At 50.6% G+C, this 24,855-nt stretch carries 20 protein-coding genes; 14 read left to right on the top strand and 6 right to left on the bottom strand.

What is annotated here, in order from left to right; translation table 11 throughout:
• Positions 1–83: 83 nt before the first annotated feature.
• The 5 genes from ST42_RS10670 (at position 84) to xyl3A (ending at position 7,335) form a co-directional block, all read left to right on the top strand.
• Positions 84–326, top strand: a complete 243-nt coding sequence (locus tag ST42_RS10670) for an ATP-dependent Clp protease adaptor ClpS (protein WP_231557023.1) — start codon at positions 84–86, stop codon at positions 324–326.
• 258 nt (positions 327–584) lie between these two features.
• A complete protein-coding gene (locus tag ST42_RS10665) occupies positions 585–2,888 on the top strand; it encodes an AAA family ATPase (RefSeq protein ID WP_044073541.1) in 2,304 nt (767 codons plus the stop codon).
• Positions 2,889–2,917: 29 nt separating this feature from the next.
• A complete protein-coding gene (gene aat, locus ST42_RS10660; RefSeq protein WP_042518822.1) occupies positions 2,918–3,571 on the top strand; it encodes a leucyl/phenylalanyl-tRNA--protein transferase in 654 nt (217 codons plus the stop codon).
• A 250-nt stretch (positions 3,572–3,821) separates the two neighbouring features.
• Entirely contained in the window at positions 3,822–4,202 is a 381-nt protein-coding gene (locus ST42_RS10655; RefSeq protein WP_044073503.1) for an L-rhamnose mutarotase, read from the top strand.
• A 418-nt stretch (positions 4,203–4,620) separates the two neighbouring features.
• Positions 4,621–7,335, top strand: coding sequence for a xylan 1,4-beta-xylosidase (gene xyl3A / locus ST42_RS10650; RefSeq protein WP_231557020.1), 2,715 nt, complete (start codon positions 4,621–4,623; stop codon positions 7,333–7,335).
• 545 nt (positions 7,336–7,880) lie between these two features.
• On the opposite strand, the gene nqrF is transcribed toward xyl3A, so the two are convergent.
• From nqrF to ST42_RS10620, 6 genes are read right to left on the bottom strand one after another with little or no spacing between them, the layout of a single operon-like run.
• A complete protein-coding gene (gene nqrF / locus ST42_RS10645) occupies positions 7,881–9,155 on the bottom strand; it encodes an NADH:ubiquinone reductase (Na(+)-transporting) subunit F (protein WP_044073502.1) in 1,275 nt (424 codons plus the stop codon).
• A 44-nt stretch (positions 9,156–9,199) separates the two neighbouring features.
• On the bottom strand, positions 9,200–9,826 hold the full coding sequence (nqrE, locus tag ST42_RS10640; protein ID WP_022315610.1) for an NADH:ubiquinone reductase (Na(+)-transporting) subunit E: 627 nt from the start codon (positions 9,824–9,826) through the stop codon (positions 9,200–9,202).
• Positions 9,827–10,444 (bottom strand): NADH:ubiquinone reductase (Na(+)-transporting) subunit D, encoded by a 618-nt coding sequence (locus tag ST42_RS10635; protein ID WP_022315609.1) that lies wholly within the window; start codon positions 10,442–10,444, stop codon positions 9,827–9,829. It abuts the gene before it with no gap.
• A gap of 23 nt (positions 10,445–10,467) precedes the next feature.
• Positions 10,468–11,214, bottom strand: coding sequence for an NADH:ubiquinone reductase (Na(+)-transporting) subunit C (gene nqrC, locus ST42_RS10630; protein ID WP_044073501.1), 747 nt, complete (start codon positions 11,212–11,214; stop codon positions 10,468–10,470).
• Between the two features lie 23 nt (positions 11,215–11,237).
• Positions 11,238–12,389, bottom strand: a complete 1,152-nt coding sequence (locus ST42_RS10625) for an NADH:ubiquinone reductase (Na(+)-transporting) subunit B (protein WP_022315607.1) — start codon at positions 12,387–12,389, stop codon at positions 11,238–11,240.
• 18 nt (positions 12,390–12,407) lie between these two features.
• Positions 12,408–13,772, bottom strand: coding sequence for a Na(+)-translocating NADH-quinone reductase subunit A (locus ST42_RS10620; protein ID WP_044073500.1), 1,365 nt, complete (start codon positions 13,770–13,772; stop codon positions 12,408–12,410).
• Positions 13,773–14,427: 655 nt separating this feature from the next.
• Here ST42_RS10620 and ST42_RS10615 point away from each other — a divergent pair.
• The 9 genes from ST42_RS10615 (at position 14,428) to ST42_RS10575 (ending at position 24,847) form a co-directional block, all read left to right on the top strand.
• Positions 14,428–15,924, top strand: coding sequence for a THUMP domain-containing class I SAM-dependent RNA methyltransferase (locus ST42_RS10615; protein WP_044073499.1), 1,497 nt, complete (start codon positions 14,428–14,430; stop codon positions 15,922–15,924).
• Positions 15,925–15,932: 8 nt separating this feature from the next.
• Positions 15,933–18,152 carry a S9 family peptidase gene (locus tag ST42_RS10610; protein ID WP_082028644.1) on the top strand — a complete coding sequence of 740 codons (2,220 nt, stop codon included), beginning with the start codon at positions 15,933–15,935 and terminating at the stop codon, positions 18,150–18,152.
• 288 nt (positions 18,153–18,440) lie between these two features.
• Positions 18,441–19,130 carry a hypothetical protein gene (locus tag ST42_RS10605; protein WP_044073498.1) on the top strand — a complete coding sequence of 230 codons (690 nt, stop codon included), beginning with the start codon at positions 18,441–18,443 and terminating at the stop codon, positions 19,128–19,130.
• A gap of 130 nt (positions 19,131–19,260) precedes the next feature.
• Positions 19,261–20,529 carry a phosphoribosylamine--glycine ligase gene (gene purD, locus ST42_RS10600; RefSeq protein WP_022315602.1) on the top strand — a complete coding sequence of 423 codons (1,269 nt, stop codon included), beginning with the start codon at positions 19,261–19,263 and terminating at the stop codon, positions 20,527–20,529.
• Between the two features lie 17 nt (positions 20,530–20,546).
• Positions 20,547–21,470 (top strand): hypothetical protein, encoded by a 924-nt coding sequence (locus ST42_RS10595; RefSeq protein ID WP_044065380.1) that lies wholly within the window; start codon positions 20,547–20,549, stop codon positions 21,468–21,470.
• On the top strand, positions 21,467–21,910 hold the full coding sequence (locus ST42_RS10590) for a YqaA family protein (RefSeq protein ID WP_022315600.1): 444 nt from the start codon (positions 21,467–21,469) through the stop codon (positions 21,908–21,910). Before ST42_RS10595 ends, ST42_RS10590 begins: the two co-directional genes overlap by 4 nt.
• A gap of 93 nt (positions 21,911–22,003) precedes the next feature.
• On the top strand, positions 22,004–22,915 hold the full coding sequence (locus tag ST42_RS10585) for a glycosyltransferase family protein (RefSeq protein WP_044073497.1): 912 nt from the start codon (positions 22,004–22,006) through the stop codon (positions 22,913–22,915).
• A 138-nt stretch (positions 22,916–23,053) separates the two neighbouring features.
• Positions 23,054–24,082: a DHH family phosphoesterase gene (locus tag ST42_RS10580; protein WP_044073496.1), complete on the top strand. Its 1,029-nt coding sequence runs from the start codon at positions 23,054–23,056 to the stop codon at positions 24,080–24,082.
• 123 nt (positions 24,083–24,205) lie between these two features.
• Positions 24,206–24,847 carry a DUF4827 domain-containing protein gene (locus ST42_RS10575; protein WP_042518790.1) on the top strand — a complete coding sequence of 214 codons (642 nt, stop codon included), beginning with the start codon at positions 24,206–24,208 and terminating at the stop codon, positions 24,845–24,847.
• The last annotated feature ends 8 nt before the right edge of the window (positions 24,848–24,855 follow it).

Here is a 24,855-nt window from a genome sequence, read left to right as displayed (position 1 = left end):
AATATCAAATAATCAATACCCATACAATTATGCCACAGCAACAATCAGACATAAGACAAAAGATAAGATACAAGAAACCCCGGATGTACAAAGTGACGATGCACAATGACAACATCACGACGATGGAATTCGTAATCAAGGTGCTGATAGAGATATTCCATAGAACTCCCGATGACGCAGAACAGCTGATGCTGAAGATACACCACGAAGGTTCGGCTATGATAGGTGTCTACACCTACGACATGGCACGAACGAAGGTGCGCACCGTCACTCTGATGGCACAGGAGAAGGGCTTTCCGCTCAAGACCACATACGAACCGGAATGATACGGAGAGCAGAAGAATTTAACCCAAATCGGCCATTAGGGCTTGCTTGGATTTTGCTTTTTTAGAAGAGTGGATTTTGTTTGGCTTTTAATGAGTGATAGCGAGCTATTGCGAATTAAAAACAGACAAAAGACGCCTTATAAAAAACAAAAGACTGCAAGCAGTCATTAAATAATTCTATAAACGGCCTAATGACCGATTCGGGTTTAAGACTTGGCACAAAAGACAAGACAAAACGGAAACAGAAAGAAGGAAAGTATGGAATTAAGAAACTCACATAGCATAAACAAAGCGGTGGAGACGGCATTGGACATTGCCGTAAGCATGGCACACGAATACATAATGCCGGAGCATCTGCTGATGGGACTGATACAGCAGGAGCCGTTCAAGCTGGCTCTTCAGAAGAGCAGAGTGGACTACAACAAGCTGCATGCAAGACTCACAAAATATCTCAAAGACCAGGACAAGAAGTTTGGCAAATACCAGGTGCCCGTTCCGTCGGCACAGTTTACTGACCTGGTACAAAACGCATGCACCATAGCCAAGAGATTCAAGAAAGAATTCGCCGGCGTGAGAGAATACATTGTGGCACTCGCCAATCTGCAGGACTCTATGGCTGCCTATATACTTGACACCGCGATAGAAGACCATGAGAGCGAATTCATGGAATACCTCACCGAAGCATATCCGCAGTTTCTGGAATATGAAGACGACACTCCCGACCTCGACGATGATGACCTCGACGACGACGATGATATGTTTGACGACGACGGCCAGCCGATGCCGTTCACGAGTCCGGAAGACTGGAAGAGTCTTGTGACCAACATTTCTGAAGTTGCCAAGACCCACACGCCGCTGATAGGCAGAGAGAAGGAGCTGGACAGGACGATACAGGTGATATGCCGGATGGAGAAGAACAACCCTCTGCACGTGGGCGATCCAGGCGTAGGCAAGACGGCATTGATATACGGACTGGCAAACCTGATAAACAAGGGGCAGGTGCCCGACAGGCTGAAGGGTGCCACGATATACGGCATGGACATGGGACAGCTGCTCGCCGGAGCACAGTTCAGGGGCGACTTCGAAAAGCGTCTGAAACTGATCCTCGACGGTGCGAGCAAGGAGAAATCCATACTCTATCTCGACGAGATACACAACATCATCGGCGCCGGCAGAGGCAGCGACGGTGGTCCCGACGCCTCCAACATCCTCAAGCCTTATCTTGAGAGCGGCGCAATATGCTTCGTGGGTGCCACCACGCATGAGGAATACAACCGCAAGATGCTCAAGGACGGTGCAGTGACGCGCCGTTTCCAGACCATCGACATCAAGGAGCCTTCGGTTGAGGAGGCGATAAAGATAGTAACCGGACTGCAGCCGAGCCTGCAGAAATACCACAAGGTGTCGTATCGCAAGGAGGCTCTGGAATATGCCGTGACAGCCAGTGCGAAGCATATATCAGGACGCTGCCTGCCCGACAAGGCCATCGACCTTCTCGACGAGGCGGGGGCTTATCTGGAGGTACACCCAGTGGAGAACCGCCGCCGGTCGTGGGTGACGAAAAGCCTCATCGACGACATCCTCGTCAAGGTGTGCAAGATTCAGGCTACGGCTCTCAAGGAGGAGGACAACGGGGCGCTGATGACCCTGCGCGAGAGGATGCTCGAAAGCATCTACGGACAGGACAAGGCGATTGACGAAGTGACGGAGGCGGTGATGATGGCTAAGGCAGGTCTCACCGAAGACGACAAACCGCTCGCCTCGCTGCTCTTCGTCGGTCCTACGGGAGTGGGAAAGACGGAGGTGGCACGTATGCTCTCAAAAGTGCTCGGAGTGGAGCTCGTGCGCTTCGACATGTCGGAATACACGGAGAAACACGCCGTGGCGAAACTTATCGGTTCGCCGGCGGGATACGTGGGATATGAGGACGGCGGTCTGCTCACCGACGCCATCAGGAAGACTCCAAACTGCGTGCTGCTGCTCGACGAGATTGAGAAAGCTCACAGCGACATATACAACATACTGCTGCAGGTGATGGACTATGCCCGTCTGACCGACAACCGCGGACAGAAGGCTGACTTCCGCAACGTGATCCTCATAATGACATCAAACGCCGGAGCACAGTTCGCCGCACAGGCCAACGTGGGATTCACGGGAAATGTGACGAAAGGTGAGGCGATGATGAAGCAGGTGAAGAAGACTTTCAAGCCGGAGTTCATCAACCGACTCAGCGACATCGTGGTGTTCAACGAGATGGACAAGAACATGGCACGCCTTATCCTCAACAAGAAGCTGAAGGAACTGAAGAACAAGGTGGCTGCCAAGGAACTGACCCTGAAGATCAGCGACGCTGCCTTCGAACACATGCTCGGGAAGTGTTTCACCAAGGAATATGGAGCGAGAGAGGCCGACCGTGTGATTGCCCACGAACTGAAACCGCTGATAATGCGCGAGATTCTGTTTGGAAAGAGAAAGAAGGGCAGCACTCTGGCAGTGGACTTCAACAACGGCGTGATGGCTGTCAGGAACAGTTCAAAAAGCCAGTCGGCAGATAATGCATAACCCACAAACCGTAACGGCATCCTGACAATATGATATTCGGATTAGACTCCACAATAGCCTTCCCCGACCCGAGGCTGGGCGAAGACGACGGACTGTTTGCCGTGGGCGGCGACCTGAGCATCGACCGCCTGCTGCTGGCATACAGCAACGGCATATTCCCATGGTACAGTTTCCGCGACTGCAAGGAAATATGGTGGTACTGTCCCATGGACCGCTTCGTGATATTCCCCGAGAAGATACACGTGAGCCACTCCATGCGCACTCTGATGAGGAAGCAGGAATACTCCGTGAGCATCAACCGCGACTTCGACGGAGTGATAAGCAACTGCAGTCAGCTGCGCTACGACGAGGCTGGAGCATGGCTCGGCGAAGATATGATAAAGGCATACAAGGCGCTACACGAACAGGGCTTCGCTGCCAGCGTGGAGGTGTGGGACAAGGACGACAGGCTCGTAGGCGGTCTCTACGGTGTGAACATCGGAGCGGCTTTCTTCGGTGAGAGTATGTTCTCACTCGTGCCGTCGGCTTCGAAACTGGCGCTGATAGAGTTGGCACACATCATGAAGGACAATGGCGGCAAGCTCATCGACTGCCAGTTTGAGACTCCTCACCTGAAGACCATGGGCGGCGAGCATATCTCCTACGACGAATATATGAAGATTCTGCAACAAACAAATATATAGTCACAAATAATAACAGTCTTATAGCACCACCAATAAGTTTTCAACGTTACACTTGCAAAAAATCTCAAAAAGGTGTATATTGGCACAATTAAAAATCTCAAAAAGGTGTATAATTTCGCTGTAAAAAATCTCAAAAAGGTGTATATTGGCGCTATAATAAAACTCAAAAAGGTGTATCGAATCTGCCATTATTGTGAATAAAGAAGCTAATATGCAAGCATTGAATAATTACAACTAACAGAATACTATTATGAACACGGAAGGATACAAGAGCAAGGAGTACGGACAGCCAACGAAGCGTTTCGTACAGACCATGCAACTGAAAGACGACTCAGAACTGATGAAGGAATACCGCAAGGCCCACGACAAGGATCATTTCTGGCGAGAGATAGAAGAGGGAATAAAAGCAGTGGGAATACTGGAGATGGAGATATACATCCTTGGCAACCGTCTGGTGATGATCGTTGACGCTCCGCTTGACTTCTGCTGGGACGAGGCGATGGCGCGTCTTGCCACCCTGCCCCGACAGGAGGAATGGGAACGCCATGTGGCGATGTTTCAGGAATGTGCCGCCGATGCCACGTCTGACCAGAAATGGCAGATGATGGAAAGAATGTTCTATCTGTATTGACATAAAAGCCTCATTCCATGGATACTTTTGTCCATTTTTGGGCACGGTGCTTGCCCAACAGGGGCAAGGTGCTTTCTCAACAGGGGCAAGCTGCTTGCCCCACTTGGGCACGGATAGTAATCATTTCCTTTACATTTTGTTGTCCTTGCCAAGGATTGTGATTTGGCTATTTGCAAAATGAAAAAGACCAACCGGAATAGGGTCTTTATGCAGGTCTTACCTGACAGCAACAGTATATTCTTATCACACGTACTGAAAAGGGTGCGTCACAGACTTATGACACACCCTCCTCAATCATTTATGCGAAATTGTTATTTGACTTCAATATTCTTGGTAGCCTTTGTCTCCTCCTTAGGAGTAAGCTTTGGAATCCTCAAAAAAAAATGTGTAACTTGGTCACCAACTTAAAAATCAATGCATGAATCAAATAAATTATAAAAAATCAATAAAGAAACAACTACTTTCTATGGCGATGCTGATGGCGATGTCGCTTTCAGCCAGTGCCCAGCAACTGCTTCCTTATCAGAATACGAACCTTTCTGTTGAGGCTAGAGCCAATGATTTGCTTTCCCGTCTTACCTTGGAAGAGAAGATGAAGTTGATGATGGATACTTCGCCAGCCATTGCCCGATTGGGCATTCCACAGTTTCAATGGTGGAACGAGGCGCTGCATGGAGTGGGACGAAACGGATTTGTTACCGTTTTTCCTATCACGATGCACATGGCGGCTTCGTGGGACGATACCTTATTATATAAGGTGTTTACTGCCGTGAGCGATGAGGCAAGAGCCAAGGCGCAGGAGGCGAAGAAGAGCGGCAACATCAAGCGCTACCAGAGTCTGAGTTTCTGGACTCCGAATATCAATATCTTCCGCGACCCACGATGGGGACGTGGACAGGAAACTTATGGAGAAGATCCTTATCTGACCACAAGAATGGGACTTGCTGTGGTGAATGGTTTGCAGGGACAGACCTTTGATGGCAAACCGATGTCGGCTCCGGGAGTTCTGGCTCCGGCTTCCTCACAGGCTCCCCAATACGTCAAGCTCCTGGCCTGTGCCAAGCATTTTGCCGTTCATAGTGGTCCGGAATGGAACCGGCACAGTTTCAATGTAGAGGATTTGCCTGAGCGTGATTTGTGGGAGACTTATCTGCCTGCCTTCAAATCACTGGTGCAGGATGCAAATGTGGCAGAGGTGATGTGCGCCTATCAGCGGATTGACGGAGCACCTTGTTGCAGCAATGCCAGGTATGAACGACAGATTCTTCGTGATGAATGGGGATTCAAGGGATTGATAACTTCCGATTGCGGAGCCATCAACGACTTTTATGTGCCCGGCCGACATGGTACGGCGAAGACTCCGGCTGAGGCTACGGCGCAGGCAATTGGTGCCGGAACCGACGTGGAATGCGGAAGCGTTTACCGTTCGCTTCCTGAGGCGGTGAAGACAGGAATGATAAGCGAGGAAAAGGTGAACGAGAGCTTGAAGCGCCTGCTGATAGCCCGTTTCCGCCTGGGTGATTTCGATCAGGACAAGAACGTGCCTTGGACTCAGATTCCATCTTCCGTCATCGCCAGCAAGGCGCATAAGGATTTGGCTGAGAAGATGGCAGAAGAGGGAATCGTGCTTCTTCAGAACCGGAAAAATCTTCTGCCGCTGAAATCAGCAGGAATGAAGATCGTCGTGATGGGGCCAAATGCCAACGATTCCATCATGCAGTGGGGCAACTATTCGGGTTATCCTACTTCTACCACCACCATCCTGCAGGGCATCAGAAAATATGTGAAGGATGCCAAGTATATTCCTGCCTGCACGTTGACAAGAAATGAAGTTTCAGAAAGCCGATTCAATCTCCTGACTTCTGCCGATGGTAGCAAGGGGATGAAGGCTACTTATTGGAACAATTCTGAGATGAAGGGCGAGCCGGTGGCTACAGCCATGATGACTTCGCCTATCAACCAGAGCAATGGCGGAAATACCGTCTTTGCACCGGGAGTGAATCTTACGGATTTCTCTGCCCGATACGAGGGCGTGTTTACTCCGGAAGAGGATGAAACCTTGAACGTCAGAATGGGGTGCGATGATGGTTACCGGCTCATCATTGATGGCGATACGGTGGCGAATGTATGGAAGGGACGTGCCCGTGTGCAGATGCTCAACAAGCCAATTTCCGTGAAGGCGGGAAAGCCGATGAAGATACAGGTGGATTATTTCCAGAAGACCGATATGGCGGTGATGCAGTTTGACATTGTGAAGAACTATACGCCAACCGAGTCTCAGCTTCTGGCTGAGGTTGGCGATGCTGACGTGGTGGTTTTCGTAGGCGGAATCTCTCCTAGTCTTGAGGGTGAGGAGATGAAGGTTTCTGAGCCGGGTTTCAAGGGTGGCGACAGAACTGATATCGAATTGCCTCAGGCTCAGCGCAAGGTGATGGAGATGTTGCATCGGGCTGGCAAGCGAGTGGTGTTCGTCAACTGTTCGGGCAGTGCCATTGCCATGGTTCCAGAAACAGAGAATGCGGAATCTATCCTTCAGGCTTGGTATCCGGGCGAACGGGGTGGAGAAGCCGTGGCAAAGGTACTCTTTGGCGAGGTGAATCCATCGGGCAAGCTTCCGGTAACCTTCTATAAGAGCGTGAATGATCTTCCTGATTTCCTCGATTATACGATGAAGAATCGCACCTACCGTTACTTTAGGGGCGAGACTCTCTTCCCATTCGGACATGGATTGAGCTATACATCGTATGAATATGGTAAGCCGACATTGAAGAAAGTTAAGAGTGAAGAACGAAGAGTGAAGAATGAAGAACGAAAAATGAAGAATTCTTCGGCTTATTCCTTGAGTTTCTCTTTATCTAATAAAGGTAATAGGGAAGGAACGGAAGTGGCTCAGGTTTACATCCGTAGAATGGATGATGCTGAGGGTCCTATCAAGACCTTGAAAGCTTTCAAGCGAATTACTTTGAAGGCAGGCGAGAAGCAGCAGGTAACCATCAGTCTGCCTCGTCAGAGTTTCGAAGGTTGGGATTCCCAGACCAATACCATGCGTGTGGTTCCCGGCAAATATCAGATCTTCGTAGGTGGTTCGAGTGCCGATGCTGCGAAGAATGTGATAGAAGTGAAAGTGAAATAAAATGCTTCAAGAGGGTGTGTCATAAGTCTGTGACGCACCCCTTTTTATTTTTTGCCTTTTCACAGATACGAAATCTTTAAAAAACATTTTTATTTATCGAGTAGGAGGTAAACACTAATCATAGGTGTTTATCTCCTACTTTCATGTTTACCGACCTCTCACACCACCGTACATGCGGTTCCGCATACTGCGGTTTCGTGCTTTTACACCTCACGTTGTGTGACAAGTTGTTTTCAGCCAGCCCTTCGAACTTGATTTACTACATGCAGTTCCGAGTAGTTATTGGACTTTGACTCTTTTTGCAGCCTTATCCCTGTAAGTAGCCTTATATCAAGTTTCTGTGCGTTGGGTCAGATATTTGCCGCTGACTTCTTTCAGATTCCGCGTCACCACGGACACCCTTGTCTCTCTGGCTAGACGATTCCCACTACTAGGGCTCGTTAGGGACTTGCACCCATTAGACAACACACATGCTAGTCAAACAAAAAGGGTGCGTCACAGACATATGACACACCCTCTTTATAGTTGTCGGAGGTCTGTTCTTATTATCCTCCGAAATTATCGAAACGAATCATATCGTCTTCCACTCCGAGTGAATGCAGAAGGTCGAGCACGGTCTTCGCCATCATTGGCGGTCCGCAGAGATAATACTCGCAATCCTCAGGGTCCTCATGCTGCTTGAGATAGGTGTCGCCCATCACAGGAGCCACGAAGCCCGGCGTATACTTCACTCCCGCTGCATCTGCCTTCGGGTCCGGACGGTCGAGGGCGAGGTGGAAATGGAAGTTAGGATATTCCTTCTCCAGCTGCAGGAAGTCGTCGAGGAACGGTATCTCCTCCAGTGCACGCGCTCCATAGAAATAGTGCATCTCACGGTCACGGCAGTTTCTCGTTCTCAGCATATGCATGATCTGAGCACGCAGCGGAGCCATTCCGGCGCCTCCGCCCACCCATATCATCTCACGCTTTGTGTCGTATTGCGGACGGAACTCACCATAAGGCCCCGACATGATAACCTTATCGCCCGGCTTCAGCGAGAAGATGTATGACGAGGCGATACCCGGACTGACATCAAGGAATCCCTTGCCCTGGTCTTTCGGTTTGAAAGGCGGCGTGGCGATACGCACGTTGAGCATGATGATGTCGCCCTCGTCGGGATAGTTTGCCATAGAATAAGCACGGATGGTAGGCTCGGTGTTCTTGCATTTCAGCGAGAAGAGTCCGAAGTCTTTCCATGCCTGCATATAGGTGTCGCCGATGAGCGACTTGTCGATATCCTTATCGTAGTCCATATCGAAGGCTGGAATACGGATCTGAGCGTAGGATCCCGGTTCGAAGTGCATGTGCTCTCCCTTTGGCAGAGCCACGGTGAACTCCTTGATGAAGGTGGCAACGTTGCGGTTTTCTATCACCGTGCATTCCCATTCCTTCACTCCCATCACCTCTTCGGGCACTTTCACTTCCATGTCGCCCTTCACCTTCACCTGGCAGCCCAGACGCCAGTTGTCTTTAATCTCCTTGCGCGAGAAATGCGGTTTCTCGGAATCGAGAATCTCGCCGCCTCCACGCAGCACCTGGAGTTTGCACTGTCCGCAGCTTGCCTTTCCGCCGCAAGCCGACGGCAGATGGATGCCGTTGTCGTTGAGGGAGTTCATCACGGTGTCGCCCTGCTCCACTTCTATCACGTTGGAGCCATTGACGGTGATTGTCACCTTGCCGCTCGGACTAAGATATTTCTTTGCGACCAGCAGCACTATCACGAGTACGAGTATCACTGCAAGGAATACTCCGATGCTGGCCAATATATAACTGATGTTCATTGTTTGAATTCTGTTAAAGTTATTCTGTCAACTTATCTACTCGTCTATATTTTCAATCCCGAGAAACACATCATCGCTATCGCCATGAGTCCTACGACGATAAACGAGATTCCGAGTCCCTGTAATGGCTTCGGCACATCGCTATACTGCATCTTCTCCCTTATGGCTCCCATGCTCACGATGGCGAGAATCCATCCCAGACCAGAACCGAGGGCATATACGAAGGCGTCGCCCACGCTGCCCAGATACTGGGTGTTTGAAGGGTCGAGGTTGATGCGCTGCTGCATGAAGAGCGACGCTCCCATGATGGCACAGTTAACGGCGATGAGTGGCAGGAAGATACCGAGCGCTCCATAGAGAGTCGGCGAGAAACGTTCAACCACCATCTCCACCAGCTGCACGATGCCGGCGATTACCGCGATGAAGAGGATAAACGAGAGATAGCTCAGGTCTACCCCCTTGATGATACAGTCGGGGCCGAGCACCTTGGTCTGCAACAGGTAGTTGGCAGGCACGGTGACCACGAGCACGAACGTCACGGCGACGCCGAGACCGAGCGATGTCTTCACGTTCTTGGATACGGCAAGGAACGAGCACATGCCGAGGAAGAATGCGAAAATCATGTTGTCCACGAAGATGGACCTAAAGAAAAGGTTTATCAAGTGTTCCATTTACTTCTCCTCCTTGTAAAAATAAGCACGATGAATCCATATCACCACTCCGATGAGGATGAGCGCCATGGCAGGCATGGTCATCGTTCCGTTGTTCAAATATCCCATTTCGTAAACACTCTTTGGCAGGATTTCAAATCCGAGCAGCGTTCCTCTGCCGAGCAGCTCTCTCACCGCTCCCACCACCACGAGGATGATGCCGTAGCCGAGTCCGTTGGCGAAACCGTCGACAAACGACGGCCAGGGCTTGTTCTGCATGGCGAAAGCCTCAAGACGACCCATAAGGATACAGTTGGTGATGATGAGACCTACGTAGACAGAGAGTTCCACGCTGACATCATAGACGTATGCCTTGAGCACCTGGCTCACGATGGTAACGAGGGCTGCCACCACAACGAGCTGCACCACGATACGGATACGCGTTGGCACGGTGTTGCGGATGAGCGAGATGATGAGGTTGCTGAATGCCGTGATCACGGTCACGGCAAGTCCCATCACAAGGGCAGGCTTGAGCTGCGACGTGACGGCGAGTGCCGAACAGATACCGAGCACCTGAACGAGCACCGGGTTCATGAAATTGAGAGGCGCTGTGAAAACGCTTTTTATCTTATTTTCCATATTATCATTGCTTCTTTAAATGATTACTTTTTCTCACCGTCGCCAGCGTCGTTGGCTTCAGTCTGTGAGGTCTGTCCGGCGAAGAGTTTCATGTATTTTGCGAAGCCCTCCTGCAACATGTCGCTCACTCCCACCGAGGTGAGGGTAGCTCCCGTAACGGCGTCGACCTCGCAGCTCTTGTCTTTTACTTCGCTCGCCTTCTTCACCTTTATCACCGGTTTGCCGTCGGCTCCATAGATGGTCTTTCCGCGGAAGAGGTCCTGCCAAGCCTTTGAGTCCTTGATTTCGGCTCCCAGTCCGGCTGTCTCGCCCTCATGGTTGAAGTATGCGCCATAGATGGTGTTGCAGTCTTCGTTAACGGCGATGTATCCCCAAATCGGTCCCCAGAGTCCCATACCGTAGACAGGCACCACGAATTTGTGCTTGCCGTCTACGGTGCAGTAATAAACTGCGAGTTTGCCTGCCTTGTAGTCGGCGCTGTTGAGAAGGAATCCTGCAGTCTCGCCACCTTTTCCGCCCTTGGCTATCTCTTTGCCGTCGGCATTGATGACAGCGTCGCGGTCTACCACTTTTGCATACTGTTCGGCACTCTCCTGGTCGGAGAGGTTGCGGATGTTGAGGGCGGCAAGTATCTGCTTCTTCTTGTCGAGCGCCACGTTGACGTCTTGCGCCGGCTTCAGCGAACTGCTCACAAAGGCGAGCAGGAAAGCCACCACTACAACCATTATGCAGCTGTATGCTATGATGTATGTATTGCTATTCTTGTTCATAATCAGTATTTTATACCTTATTGTTATTTCTTGGCTCGTTTCATTCTCTTGCTGATGTTTGCCTCAACAACATAGAAGTCGATTGCCGGAGCCATCATGTTGCCGAAGAGGATGGCGAGCATCATTCCCTCTGGATATCCGGGGTTCATCACTCTGATGATTACGGCGAGTGCGCCGATGAGTATGCCGTATATCCATTTGCCGGTCTCCGTGCGTGCCGATGTCACAGGGTCTGTAGCCATGAACACCGCACCGAAGCAGAATCCGCCCAGCACAATATGCTCATACCACTCCACAGGGGTCTGTCCTGTGGCCTGGAAAATCGCTGCCATCACGCCTCCGCCGAGGAACACGCTGAGCATAGTCTTCCATGAGGCGATGCCTGTCCAGAGGAGTATCACGGCTCCGATGGCTATCGCTATGACACTGGTCTCGCCGATACTGCCGGGAATGAGTCCCACGATGCTGTCGAAAAGCGATGCCGACGGTGCAGAGCCCTGTGCCATCTGTCCGAGAGGAGTGGCGCAGGTGAAGGCGTCGGGCAGCGTGTTGCCGAGTCCGAAGATGCTGTCGGTGGCAACCCACACCGAGTCGCCGCTCATCTTCGTAGGATAAGAGAAGAAGAGGAACGCACGGGCGAGAAGTGCCACGTTGAAGATATTCATTCCGGTGCCGCCGAAGATTTCCTTACCGAAGATTACGGCAAATGCCACTGCGATGGCGATACACCACAACGGGCAGCCAACGGGGAGAATCATCGGGATGATGATACCGCTGACGAGGTAGCCTTCCTGTATCTCCTCACCTTTCCACTGTGCCCAGGCAAATTCTATTCCCAGACCTACCACATAGCTGACGAGCAGCTTGGGCAGCATCACAAGGAATCCGTAGGCGAACATCTCCAGGAGGGTGCCTGTCTGGTGTGCTGCGGCATAGTTCTGGTAGCCGATGTTATACATTCCGAATAGGAGTGCCGGCAGCAGTGCGATTACCACCATACTCATTATACGCTTTGAGTCAATGGCATCGTGGATATTGGTGCCGCTCTTCGATGTGGTGTTCGGGACATATAGGAATGTCTCGAAGCCATCGAAGACGCTGCGCAGCGAATGCAGCTTGCCGCCTTCTTCGAAGTTCGGCTTTATTTTGTTCAGATAGTTTCTTAAAAATGACATGGTCTGTTGTATTTATAGTTAGCTGTTTTCCTTTCTCAATATGTCGAGTCCCTGACGCACGATGTGCTGCAGCTCGAGCTTGGAGGAGTCAACGAACTCTGCCAGGGCGAAGTCTTCAGGACTCACCTCATATATGCCGAGCTGTTCCTGCTTGTCGATGTCACCGGCGATGATTGCCTTGATGAGATATTCGGCATAGATGTCCATAGGGAACACCTTGTCGTATTCGCCGCTCATTATCATGTGGCGCTCGCCGCCTTTCACTCTGGCATCGAGGCGATACTCCCTGTTCTTGCCTAAGAGCCATGAGAAATAGCTTCTCGACACGCTGAACTGCTTCAGGCGTGGCATTATCCAGCCTGCCAGCTCGTCGGCGTCGTTGCCTTCGGGGATTATCGTCACCTCGCTGGTGTGTGCGCCGAGGAAACGGCTGTATGATGCAGCACCTGTGTCGGCAGTTTTCTCCACCGGTTTGCCTGTCAGAGGGTTGCCCATGATGATGCGCACGTTGTCGCCACGGTAGGCTCCTGCCACGAGGGTTTCGATGTCTTGGCCCACGAGCATGTCGGCGTAGCATGGGGATGTAACCTCAGAACCGGCGAGGGCTACCGTGCGACGGAGGTCCACGCGGCCGCTATTGAAGAGTCTGCCGAAGAATATCACCGCCGTAGGGTCTACGGTCCATACCACTTCGCCCTTGTTCACGGGGTCGATGTGATTGACCTGCACTCCCACGTTGCCTGCCGGGCACTTGCCCTTGAAGGTCACCACCTCCACATCGGCAGCGCTGATGTTCTGCTTGTCGCCGACGCCGAGATAGGTCTTCGCCATCTTGCTGAGCGCCGTGAGTCCTGTCTGGAAATCTTTCTCCTGTCCCTCAAGTTCGAATTCGAAATCGCCTGCCAGCGGCATATCCCTGAGAGCGGAAACGAAAATAGCTTTAGGCTTTGTCTGCGGATTGGTTGACACGGCATAGGGCAACTGGTTGATATAACCGAAGAGGCCCGCTTCGAGAAGTGACTTCTCCACATCGTCGCCGGTCATCTCTTTCACGTTTTTCACTCCGAAGTCAACAAACTCCTGATTTGCGTCGGCTTTCACCCTCACGCTGAGGAGCTTTCGACGGTCGCCGCGTTCAACAAGACAAACTTCTCCGCTGACCGGTGAAGAGAATCCCACTTCGGGATAGTCTTTGTTGATGAACAATACATCGCCGGCCTTGACTCTGTCGCCTTCTTTCACCATCACCTTTGGTTTTACTCCCTCAAAAGAGGATGGCGTGAGGGCAAACACCTCACCGGGCATCAAGACGCGCTTTGTCTTTTCTGCCTTGCCGGCAAGGTTGATGTCAAGTCCACGACTTAATCTAACAAATTTTGTCATAAAATACTTGTTTAATTATTTTGCTAAGACACTTATACCATTGGAAACAAATTCTCGGCAAAGATATAAAAAGTATTTATATTATCATATAATTTGGATTTTAAAAGTCTATTAACTATTCGATAAAATGAGATTTACCCTACCCTTTGTCAAGCGTATATTACAAATCACATGCACTGTGGCAAGCGATTTGTGAATTAAGAGACCAAAGCGAACAACGCGCCGCTGACATATATTTGGTTTCTCTCTGGGTTTTCGGATTTCCGAATCTACAGCCCGTTCCTTTCACCACAATTATAGTCTTTCCATAAAAAAGATTTGGCACTTAAAGAGAAATGACGTAAATTTGCACACGCATTGACATTTTTTATCGCAGATGGAAAATTGACAATTTTATCACATGATGGGAATCGACAAAACTACAGACATTCTGAAACAGGCGGCGGAGAGTCTATTATCTCCGGAATGCTCCACGGGAGGCCGTCTACGACTGCATTGCGATGGCAAAGGATTGCTTTCGGACAATGGCATTGAGGAAATTTTGAAGCGTTTCCCACCTTATTTTATATCAGTACATCCGGCGGTGTTACCGTGTCAATACAAACACACTCTCAAGACAATAAGCAAATAAGTATCATAGATTTTTAATTCAATAATGGAACAGGAATTTGAGCTCATCGCCAAAACCTTCATGGGTCTTGAGCCCGTATTGGCACAGGAGCTAACGCAACTCGGAGCTAACAACGTAGAGATTGGTCGCCGCATGGTGTCGTTCACTGGCGACAAGGAGATGATGTATCGCGCTAACTTCCAACTGCACACGGCGATTCGTATCCTAAAACCGATAAAGCATTTCAAGGCCCAGAGCGCCGATGATGTTTATAACGAGGTGAAGAAGATTGACTGGAGCAAGTATCTCGACCTGAAAGATAGCTTCGCCGTTGACTCCGTGGTATTCTCCAACGAGTTCCGCCACTCTAAGTTCGTGGCATACAAAGTGAAGGACGCCATCGTTGACCAGTTCAGAGAGAAGACCGGCAGCCGTCCGAACATCTCGGTGTCGAACCCCGACATACGCCTCAACATGCACATCGCCGAAGACCGCTGCACGCTGTCGCTCGACTCGAGCGGTGAGAGCCTGCACCGTCGCGGATACAGACAGGAATCGGTGGAAGCTCCTCTGAACGAGGTGCTGGCTGCCGGAATGATCCTCATGTCGGGATGGAAGGGCGACACTGACTTCTACGACCCGATGTGTGGTTCGGGAACTATCGTTGTGGAGGCTGCCCTCATAGCACGCAACATGGCACCTGGACTCTTCCGCAAGGAGTTCGCATTCGAGAAATGGAAGGATTTCGATGCTGACCTCTTCAGCAGCATATACGACGACGACTCGCAGGAGCGTGAGTTCACACACCATATCTACGGTTCTGACGTGGACATGAAGGCTGTGAACACTGCCATCATGAATGTTAAGGCTGCCGGACTGAGCAAGGACGTGACAATCACATGTGCCGACTTCAAGGACTTCAAGCAGCCTGAGGGCAAGGCTTTCATGATAACCAACCCGCCATACGGCGAGCGTATCTCTACACCGAACCTGCTCGGAACATACAAGATGATTGGAGAGACGCTGAAGCGTAACTTCAAGAACGGCGAGGCCTGGGTGTTGAGCTACCGCAAGGAGTGTTTCGACGAGATCGGACTGAAACCGTCGCAGAAGATTCCTCTCTATAATGGTTCGCTGGAATGCGAGTTCCGCAAATATCTGATGTTCGAAGGCGGTTTCCGCGAGTTCCGCAGCGAGGGAAACATCCTGAAGACTGAAGAGGAGAAGAAGCAGATGGCTGAAAAGCACCGCTTCAAGGAGCACCGCGAATTCAAGAAGCGTCTCGACGAACTGGAGCATCTGGACGAGGAGGAGGACATCCGTTCGTTCAAATTCCGCAAGAGCCCGTATGCCGACGCACTGAACTTCGGCAAGAAGGCTGACAAGAAGCCGAGAACGAAGACCCGCCGTGATTTCGACGACGACGACAACCGCCGCGGACGCAAGAACTACGACAAGGGCGGAAAGAAGTATGACCGTGGCGACCGACGTGGCGTAAAGAACTTCGACAGGGGATATGACAGAAAAACAAAAAAGTTTTAACTGATATAATGATGAATAAAAACCTTATCAAGACGGTGGCACGACGAGTTGCCGCTGCTGCCGCCTGCATTCTGATCACTATGAACGCAGCAGCACAGTTGAAGCAGTTCTCACTCGAAGACCTGAACTTCGGTGGAACGAACTACCACAACATGATTCCAGAGTATCGCAACATCACATGGTGGGGCGACGAGCTCGTGCTCCGCAACGCTGAGGAGTGTAAGCTCGTGAACAAAGCCAACGGCAAAGAGACGACTCTCTTCACCGAGGCACAGCTCAACGCATGGGCGAAGACCAACGAGGATTCCAAGATACTGAACCTCGGCTGGGCACAGTTCCCATACGCCGGCAAGAGCCTCGTGCTCATAGCCAACAAGCAGGAGCGCATGCTCATCGACTTCAAGAAGAAAGCGGTGGTATGGCGCCAGGCTTCAAAGGGACAGGAGTTTGCCGACTGGAACAACGCATCGAAGGCTGTGGCATACGTTAGCGACCACAACCTCTACGTGATGGACGCTGAAGGAAAGACGACACAGCTCTCTACCGACGGCAGCCGCGAGATTGTATACGGACAGGCAGTACACCGCAACGAGTTCGCCTCGATGAAGGGCACATTCTGGAGCCCGGACGGAACGAAGCTCGCCTTCAACCGCATGGACCAGTCGATGGTGGCTGACTATCCTCAAGTGAACACCTTCGAGCGTGAGGCCACCTATGAGCCTGACAAATATCCTATGTGCGGAATGACGAGCCACAAGGTGACAATCGGCGTGTATGACATGAAGACGGGAAAGACGGTGTATCTGAAAGCCGGCGACCCTACTGACCGCTATTTCACCAACCTGGCATGGGCACCGGACGGCAAGAAGGTGTATATGTTTGAACTGAACCGCGACCAGAACGACTGCCGCCTCACCGCATACGACGCAGAGACAGGAGAGAAGACCGGTGAACTGTATCGCGAGGTGGACGAGAAATACGTGGAGCCTCTCAACCCTATCGTGTTCCTGCCTTGGGACAAGTCACAGTTCATCATGCAGAGCCGTCAGGATGGCTACAACCACCTGTATCTCTGTACCCTCGGCATGCACGGCAGCAGAATGGCAAGCAACACGGAGTCACTTGAAGTAGAGCAGCTGACAGAAGGAAAATGGGAAGTGCTCAGCGTGCTCGGTTTCAACAGCAAGACAAAGAGCATCATATACAAGTCTAACGAGGCAAGCCCTATCCAGCAGAACGTATACTCGGTGAGCGTGGCCAACAAGAAGCGCACACGCATCGATGAAGGCGGCAAGGGATGGCACGATGGTTCGACAATTAGCGCCAGCGGCAGATACCTGCTCGACAACTACCAGGAGCCTACGGTGCCCCGTCGCATCGTGGCTATCGACACTCAGACAGGCAAGAGCCACTGCATCCTCAACGCCAAGGACCCATGGAAGGAGAAGGGATACAACATTCCGGAATACTCTTGCGGCAAGCTGAAGGCTGCCGACGGCACTACCGACCTCTACTGGAGAATGGTGAAGCCGGTGGATTTCGATCCTAACAAGAAATATCCTACTGTGGTTTATGTATACGGTGGCCCTCACGCCCACAACGTGGACGCACGCTGGCACTACAGCTCTCGCTCATGGGAGACATACATGGCGCAGAAAGGCTATCTGCTCTTCATCCTCGACAACCGCGGAAGCGAGCATCGCGGAAAGGACTTCGAGCAGGCTACATTCCGTCAGCTCGGACAGGAGGAGATGAAGGACCAGATGAAGGGAGTGGAATATCTCAAGTCGCTGCCTTACGTTGATCAGGACCGCATGGGCGTTCATGGATGGAGCTTCGGCGGATTCATGACAATCTCGCTGATGACAAACTATCCTGACGTGTTCAAGGTGGGAGTTGCCGGCGGACCGGTAATCGACTGGAAATGGTATGAGGTGATGTATGGTGAGCGCTATATGGACACTCCGGAGAGCAACCCGGAGGGATATGCAAAGACTTCGCTCCTGAACAAGGCCAAGGATCTGAAGGGCAAACTGCAGATCATCACTGGTATGAACGACCCTACCGTTGTTCCACAGAACTGCCTCATGTTCCTCAATGCCTGCAGCGAGGCCGGCACTCAGCCTGACTTCTTCGCTTATCCTGGCGAGGGTCACAATATGATGGGTCACAAGAGCGTTCACCTGCATGAGCGCATCACACAGTATTTCGAGGATTATCTGAAATAAACCCCAATTTGGGATAATCACATTTTCTTGACTCTACATCAGTCAAGACTGCTATCACAACGAGGGCTTCTGCGATTTGCAGAGGCCCTCGTTGACATAAGGGATATAAAGAAAAGGTGGAGCAGATGAATAAAAATCATCGTCAGTATGCTTGTTTGCGGATAATTATCACTACCTTTGTAAAATACAAAAAACAAACGGCATAATTACCGTTTGGGGAATATGTTAGAGCACCACTGGCAATGGCTCTGCCATGATAATCCGAACCACTCAAAAAGATTCTTCAATATGACATACATTATAATAGTAACCACATCGATTGTCGCATATCTGATACTGAGATACGGATTCGGCATGGACGACCCGGAAACTTTCATGAAAAGCATGGGCATTGGAGTGATAGCAGGAATAGCTCGCTTGGTATACAAAAGCCATAAAAGGGAACAGGAAATCGAGGCCGATGCAGCAACCGAATCTTCAACAACAACCGCATCTTCAACAGAGAAGACTATGAAACAGACAGACAACAACATGGAAAGCAGCAGGACGGGAACGAAAGACCTGTGTCTGCAACTGCTCGACAAGCATGGCATAGAGTATGAACAGGATAACGAGAACAAAGATGAGTACTGGATTGAATACAAAGGCGAGCGGATGTACCTGAGAATGAGCAACGAAAGACCGTTCATCACCATCTTCGACACGTTCTGGAGAAAATACCCGGCGGAAAACCTTGAAATGGTATCGACAGTGAGAAAGGCGATAAACATGGCAAACCTGAACTACAACGGGTTCAAGTTGCTATACTCCTTCAACGAAGACTCCATGTGGCTACATACAAGCGTATTCATGCTGATGATTCCGGAGATACCAGACGTGGAGATATTTTTCACCGAAACACTTGACCAAACGATATTCTCACACAGGGCATTCGACGAGGTGATGTTCGAAGTCATGAAAGAACAAAAAAATGATTAACTATAATTACGCACTATTGTGTGACGGTAAAATACATACCAAGTTATTTTTTCACCGTCACTATTTGGCGATAAACACTTTATATTGTAATTTTGCACCAAATATAAACAAAAGAAACTCTATTTAGATTATGAAAATACTCCTTTTAGGCAGCGGCGGTCGCGAGCATGCACTGGCTTGGAAAATAGCACAGAGCAAGAAAGTGGAAAAACTCTTCATCGCTCCGGGCAATGCCGGAACAGCTCTCGTGGGCGAAAACGTGAATATCAAAGCCGACGACTTTGAGGCTCTGAAAAACTTCTGCGTGGACAACGGCGTCAACATGGTTGTGGTAGGACCTGAGGACCCACTGGTGAAGGGCATCTATGATGACTTCAAGAACGACGAACGCACGAAGGACATCCCGGTAATCGGTCCGTCGAAGAAGGGCGCCGTGCTCGAGGGCTCTAAAGACTTTGCAAAGGGATTCATGGAGCGCCACGGCATTCCGACAGCGAAATACAGGACTTTCGACGGAACATCGCTCGAAGAGGGACTGAAATTCCTGGAAACGCTGAAGGCACCATACGTGCTGAAGGCTGACGGACTGTGTGCCGGAAAGGGTGTGCTCATCCTCCCTACCCTGGAAGAGGCAAAGAAGGAACTGCGCGAGATGCTCGGCGGCATGTTCGGAAACGCATCGGCACAGGTGGTGATAGAGGAATTCCTGAGCGGTATAGAATGCTCGGTGTTCGTGCTCACCGACGGCAAGGACTACAAAATCCTGCCTGAGGCTAAGGACTACAAGCGCATCGGAGAGCATGACACGGGCCTGAACACCGGTGGAATGGGAAGCGTGACACCGGTGCCATTTGCAACGGAGGAATGGATGAAGAAGGTGGAAGACCGCATCATCAGACCTACCGTGGAGGGACTTGCAGAGGAGAACATCGACTACAAGGGATTCATATTCTTCGGACTCATCAACGTGGAGGGCAACCCTATGGTGATAGAATACAACTGCCGCATGGGTGACCCGGAGACGGAGAGCGTGATGCTGAGGATAAAGAGCGACCTCGTTGACCTGCTCGAAGGTGTTGCCGAGGGAAATATCGCAGAAAAGGAGATTGAATTCGACGAGAGGGCTGCCGTATGCGTAATGCTCGTGAGTGGCGGATACCCAGAGAAATATGCCAAAGGCTACCCTATCAGCGGAGTTGACCAGGTGGAGGGAAGCATCGTGTTCCACTCCGGCACGGCAATGAAAGACGGCGAAGTGGTGACCAACGGCGGACGCGTAATCGCTGTGAGCTCCTACGGAAAGGACAAGGAGGAGGCTCTGCAGAAATCGTTCACTGAGGCAAACAAGATCTGCTTCACTGACAAATACTTCAGAAGAGACATCGGACAGGACTTGTAGGAAACAACTGCTTCTGAATGAAAAAGAGAATACAGAACAGACTGGCAGAGAGCCGCTTCGCCTTTCCGGTGATGATCATTTATGGCTTAGCGGTATGGCTGGGGGCGGGCACCGTGGCTGAAGGGGCATACCTTCAGCTGGCGTTCTTCGTGGCTTCCACGCTGCTGATGATGATGCTCAACAACACCAACTCGCTGATAAGGATATACAGCCGCATGGTGTCATGCTCGTTCGTGGCAATGACGTGTGCTGCCACATTCCTGTTCAGCTCGCTGGAGAGCTGCGCCACGGGTATGTGTTTCATACTGTTCTATCTCTCGCTGCTGCGTTCTTACCAAGACAAGAGGGCACCGGGAATAGCGTTCTATTCATTCGCATGCCTGGGAATAGCAAGCCTCTTCTTCGTGCAGATTCTGTATTTCGTGCCTTTCCTGTGGATTCTGATGGCATCAAACATGATGGCGCTGACACACAGGATGTTCTGGGCTACAGTGCTCGGACTGGTGATGCCATACTGGTTTGCTGTGGGCTACTATGTGGTGACCAACCAGTTCGACGCATTCATAGACCACTTCGCAGAACTGGCTCAGTTTGAACCGCTCCTGCAATATGAGGCACTCGACATACACCGCATAGCGACATTCGGACTGGTGGTGCTGCTGGCGGTGATAGGAATAATACACTACATGCGCAACAGTTACCAGGACAAGATTCGCACGAGGATGATATTCGAGATGTTCATCACGGTGGACATCCTCTCATTTGTGTTCATCATATTGCAGCCACAGCATTTCGACAATCTGCTGCCGATAATAATAGTCAACACCAGCTGCCTGTTCGCCCACTATGTGGCGCTGACAAGGACCTGGCTAACAAACGTGACTTTCATAGTGATGTGTCTCGCGACATTAGGTTTAACAATTTTCAACTTGATGCCATGACGGAATTTCTTGCACAATTCGGATACCTCGGCATGTTCATATCGGCACTGCTCGCCGGCAGCGTGCTGCCTTTCAACAGCGAAGTGGTGATAGGAGCACTGAAGGTGATGGGACTCGACCCATGGATACTGCTCATAGCCGGAACGGTGGGCAACGTGCTCGGCGGACTGTTCAACTACTGGATAGGCACCTTCGGACGCATGGACTGGATAGAGAAATATCTCCACATCAAAGAGGAGAAGATAGAGAGGGCACAGCGTTTCATGGCGGGACGCGGAGCACTGATGGCATTCTTCGCCTTCGTGCCCATAATCGGCAGCGCCATAACGGTGGCACTCGGACTGATGCGTGCCAACCTGCCCGTGACGACATTGAGCATGACGGTGGGCAAGTTCATAAGATACGCACTGATAGTATTCGGAATACAACTGTTCCAATAAACTGCTAACACGACTGTCTAAAGAAGATTCTGACAGCAAACAGAAAATGATTTTCTGACTAACAACATAAATATAACATTTAAAATTAAGATTATGAAACCTACATTAGTTTTGCTCGCTGCCGGTATGGGCAGCAGGTATGGAGGACTGAAACAACTTGACGGACTGGGACCTAACGGAGAGACCATCATGGACTACTCTATATATGATGCCATACAGGCTGGATTCGGTAAGATTGTATTCATTATCCGCAAGGACTTCGAGGAGGACTTCAGAGAGAAGATCCTCAAGAAGTATGAGGGACACATCCCTGCAGAACTCTGCTTCCAGAGCCTCGACGCACTGCCAGAGGGTTTCTCTTGCCCTAAGGACAGAGTGAAACCATGGGGTACTAACCATGCGGTGATGATGGCAAAGGATGTGGTGAAGGAACCTTTCTGCGTTATCAACTGCGACGACTTCTACAACCGCGACTGCTTCATGGTGATTGGCAAATTCCTGAGCGAACTGCCGGAGGGAAGCAAGAACAGATATGCCATGGTGGGATTCCGCGTTGGCAACACCCTGTCGGAGAACGGCACCGTTTCTCGCGGTATCTGCTCTAAAGACGCCGACGACAACCTCACCACAGTTGTGGAGCGCACAAAGATAATGCGCATCGACGGCAAGGTGAGCTATATGGATGAAGAGGACAAGTGGGTAACAGTAGACGACAACACTCCTGTTTCCATGAACGTATGGGGATTCACTCCTGACTATTTCGAATACAGCGACGAATTCTTCAAGGAGTTCCTCTCAAAACCAGAGAACATGACGAACCTGAAGTCGGAGTTCTTCATCCCGCTGATGGTAAACAAGCTCATCAACGAAGGCACAGCGACAGTGAAGGTGCTCGACACCACAAGCAACTGGTTCGGAGTGACTTATCCAGAAGACAGACCTGGCACCGTGGAGCGCATACAGAAGCTCGTCAACGACGGCGTTTATCCAAAGAAGTTGTTCTAAGATTTCAAGTTGACGAGTTGACGAGTTAACGAGTTGACGAGTTGACAAGTAGACAAGTATACGAGTAGACGAGCGGACAAGCAGGTTAACAAGCAAACAAGCCGGCTCATCTACTCGTAAACTAAATATAAATCCCCGATGAACATAAACCTACTTACTGAGGTTGAGGTAGAGAGCCTCAACCGTCTTATCGATGAAGCAAATCATATTGCGATATACACACACCGCAGTCCCGACGGCGATGCCATCGGTTCGACACTCGGTATGGCAAACTATCTGAAACAGAGAGGAAAGGAAGACGTGAAGGTCATCGTGCCCGACATGTTCCCGAACTTCCTGCAGTGGCTGCCGGGCACGATGGACATTCTGAGACACGACAAGAAAAAGGAGGAGGCAGAAGCGGCTACCCGCAATGCTGACCTGCTGCTGTGTCTCGATTTCAACGATGCAAGCAGGACGGCTGAACTGGAAACGCTCATCACGGAATCTACGGCCCACAAGGTGCTTATCGACCATCATCTGAACCCGACGGTGGATGCTGACATCAGCGTGTCTCACCCCGAGGCGTGCAGCACATGCGAACTGGTGTTCCGACTGATATGGCAGCTTGGCGGATTCGAGGAGATGGACAAGGATGTGGCAGTGGCGATATACTGCGGAATGATGACCGACACGGGAGGTTTCACATACAACTCCAACCGTCCGGAGATATTCTTCATCATCAGCCAACTGCTCACAAAGGGAATCAACAAAGACAAGATATACCGCAACGTGTTCAACAACTACAGTCTCTGGCGACTGAGACTGATGGGCTACGTGATGTATACCAAACTTAACGTATTCGCAGAATACCATGCCGCTTATTTCACTCTGACAAGGCGCGACCTGAAGCATTTCCATTTCATGAAGGGCGATGCCGAGGGACTCGTCAACATGCCGCTGCAGATAAAGGGCATGAAACTGAGCATCTCACTGCGCGAAGACACAGAGAAGCCTGACACCATTTGGGTGAGCCTGAGGTCGGTAGACGATTTCCCCTGCAACAAGATGGCAGAAAAATACTTCAACGGCGGCGGACATCTCAATGCCTCCGGCGGTCATCTGAACTGCACGATGGACGAAGCTGAGATGCTTGTGAACAAGGCTATCAGAGAATTCCGCTGGTAAGCCACAATGCATTCATGACAATGACGCCACGTTAAAGTAACGTAATAAGCCAGTGAGAATAATAGGTATTTGAACAAATATTCGTATTTTTGCAAGGATAAATTCCAACGAATAAAAATGACAATGAAGAAAATAGCATACTTCCTGATGACGCTCGTGGCAGCAGTAACGGTATTCTCAAGCTGCAGCGACGACGAGACATACGCCGACCAGAAGAAGCGAGAGAGAAATGCCATCAACCGCTATATCAGCGAAAAAGGCATCAAGGTGTTGAAAGAAAGTGAGTTTGAAGCCAATGGCTGCGTCACCGACACTGCAAAAAACGAATTCGTTTATCTCGACGACTCCAACGTATACATGCAGATAATACGCAAGGGATGCGGCAAGAAGATTGAAAAGGGCGAGACAACCACTGTGCTCTGCCGCTACGAGGAATACAATTTGCTGACCGACTCCCTGCAGTCAACCAACATGATCGGTTATTACATCTCTGTAGTAGACAAGATGAACGTGCAGAACACGAGCGGCACATTCACCGCCTCTTTCGAAGCCGGCGAGAGTCTGATGTATTCGCTCTATGGCAGCACATCGGTACCAAGCGGATGGCTCGTGCCGTTTACCTACATCAACGTGGGCAGACCGGAGAAGGAGGGCGACGAGATTGCCAAGGTAAGACTCATCGTGCCTCACACACAGGGACACCAATACGCTACGAGCGGTGTTTATCCATGCCTGTACAACATCACTTACGAAAGGGGAAGATAAACCTATAC

Origin of the sequence: Prevotella pectinovora (assembly GCF_000834015.1) — a bacterium.
GTDB classification, from domain to species: Bacteria; Bacteroidota; Bacteroidia; order Bacteroidales; family Bacteroidaceae; genus Prevotella; species Prevotella pectinovora.
The sequence above is the reverse complement of the archived record's forward strand: the minus strand, read 5'-3'. Positions and strand labels throughout refer to the sequence as shown.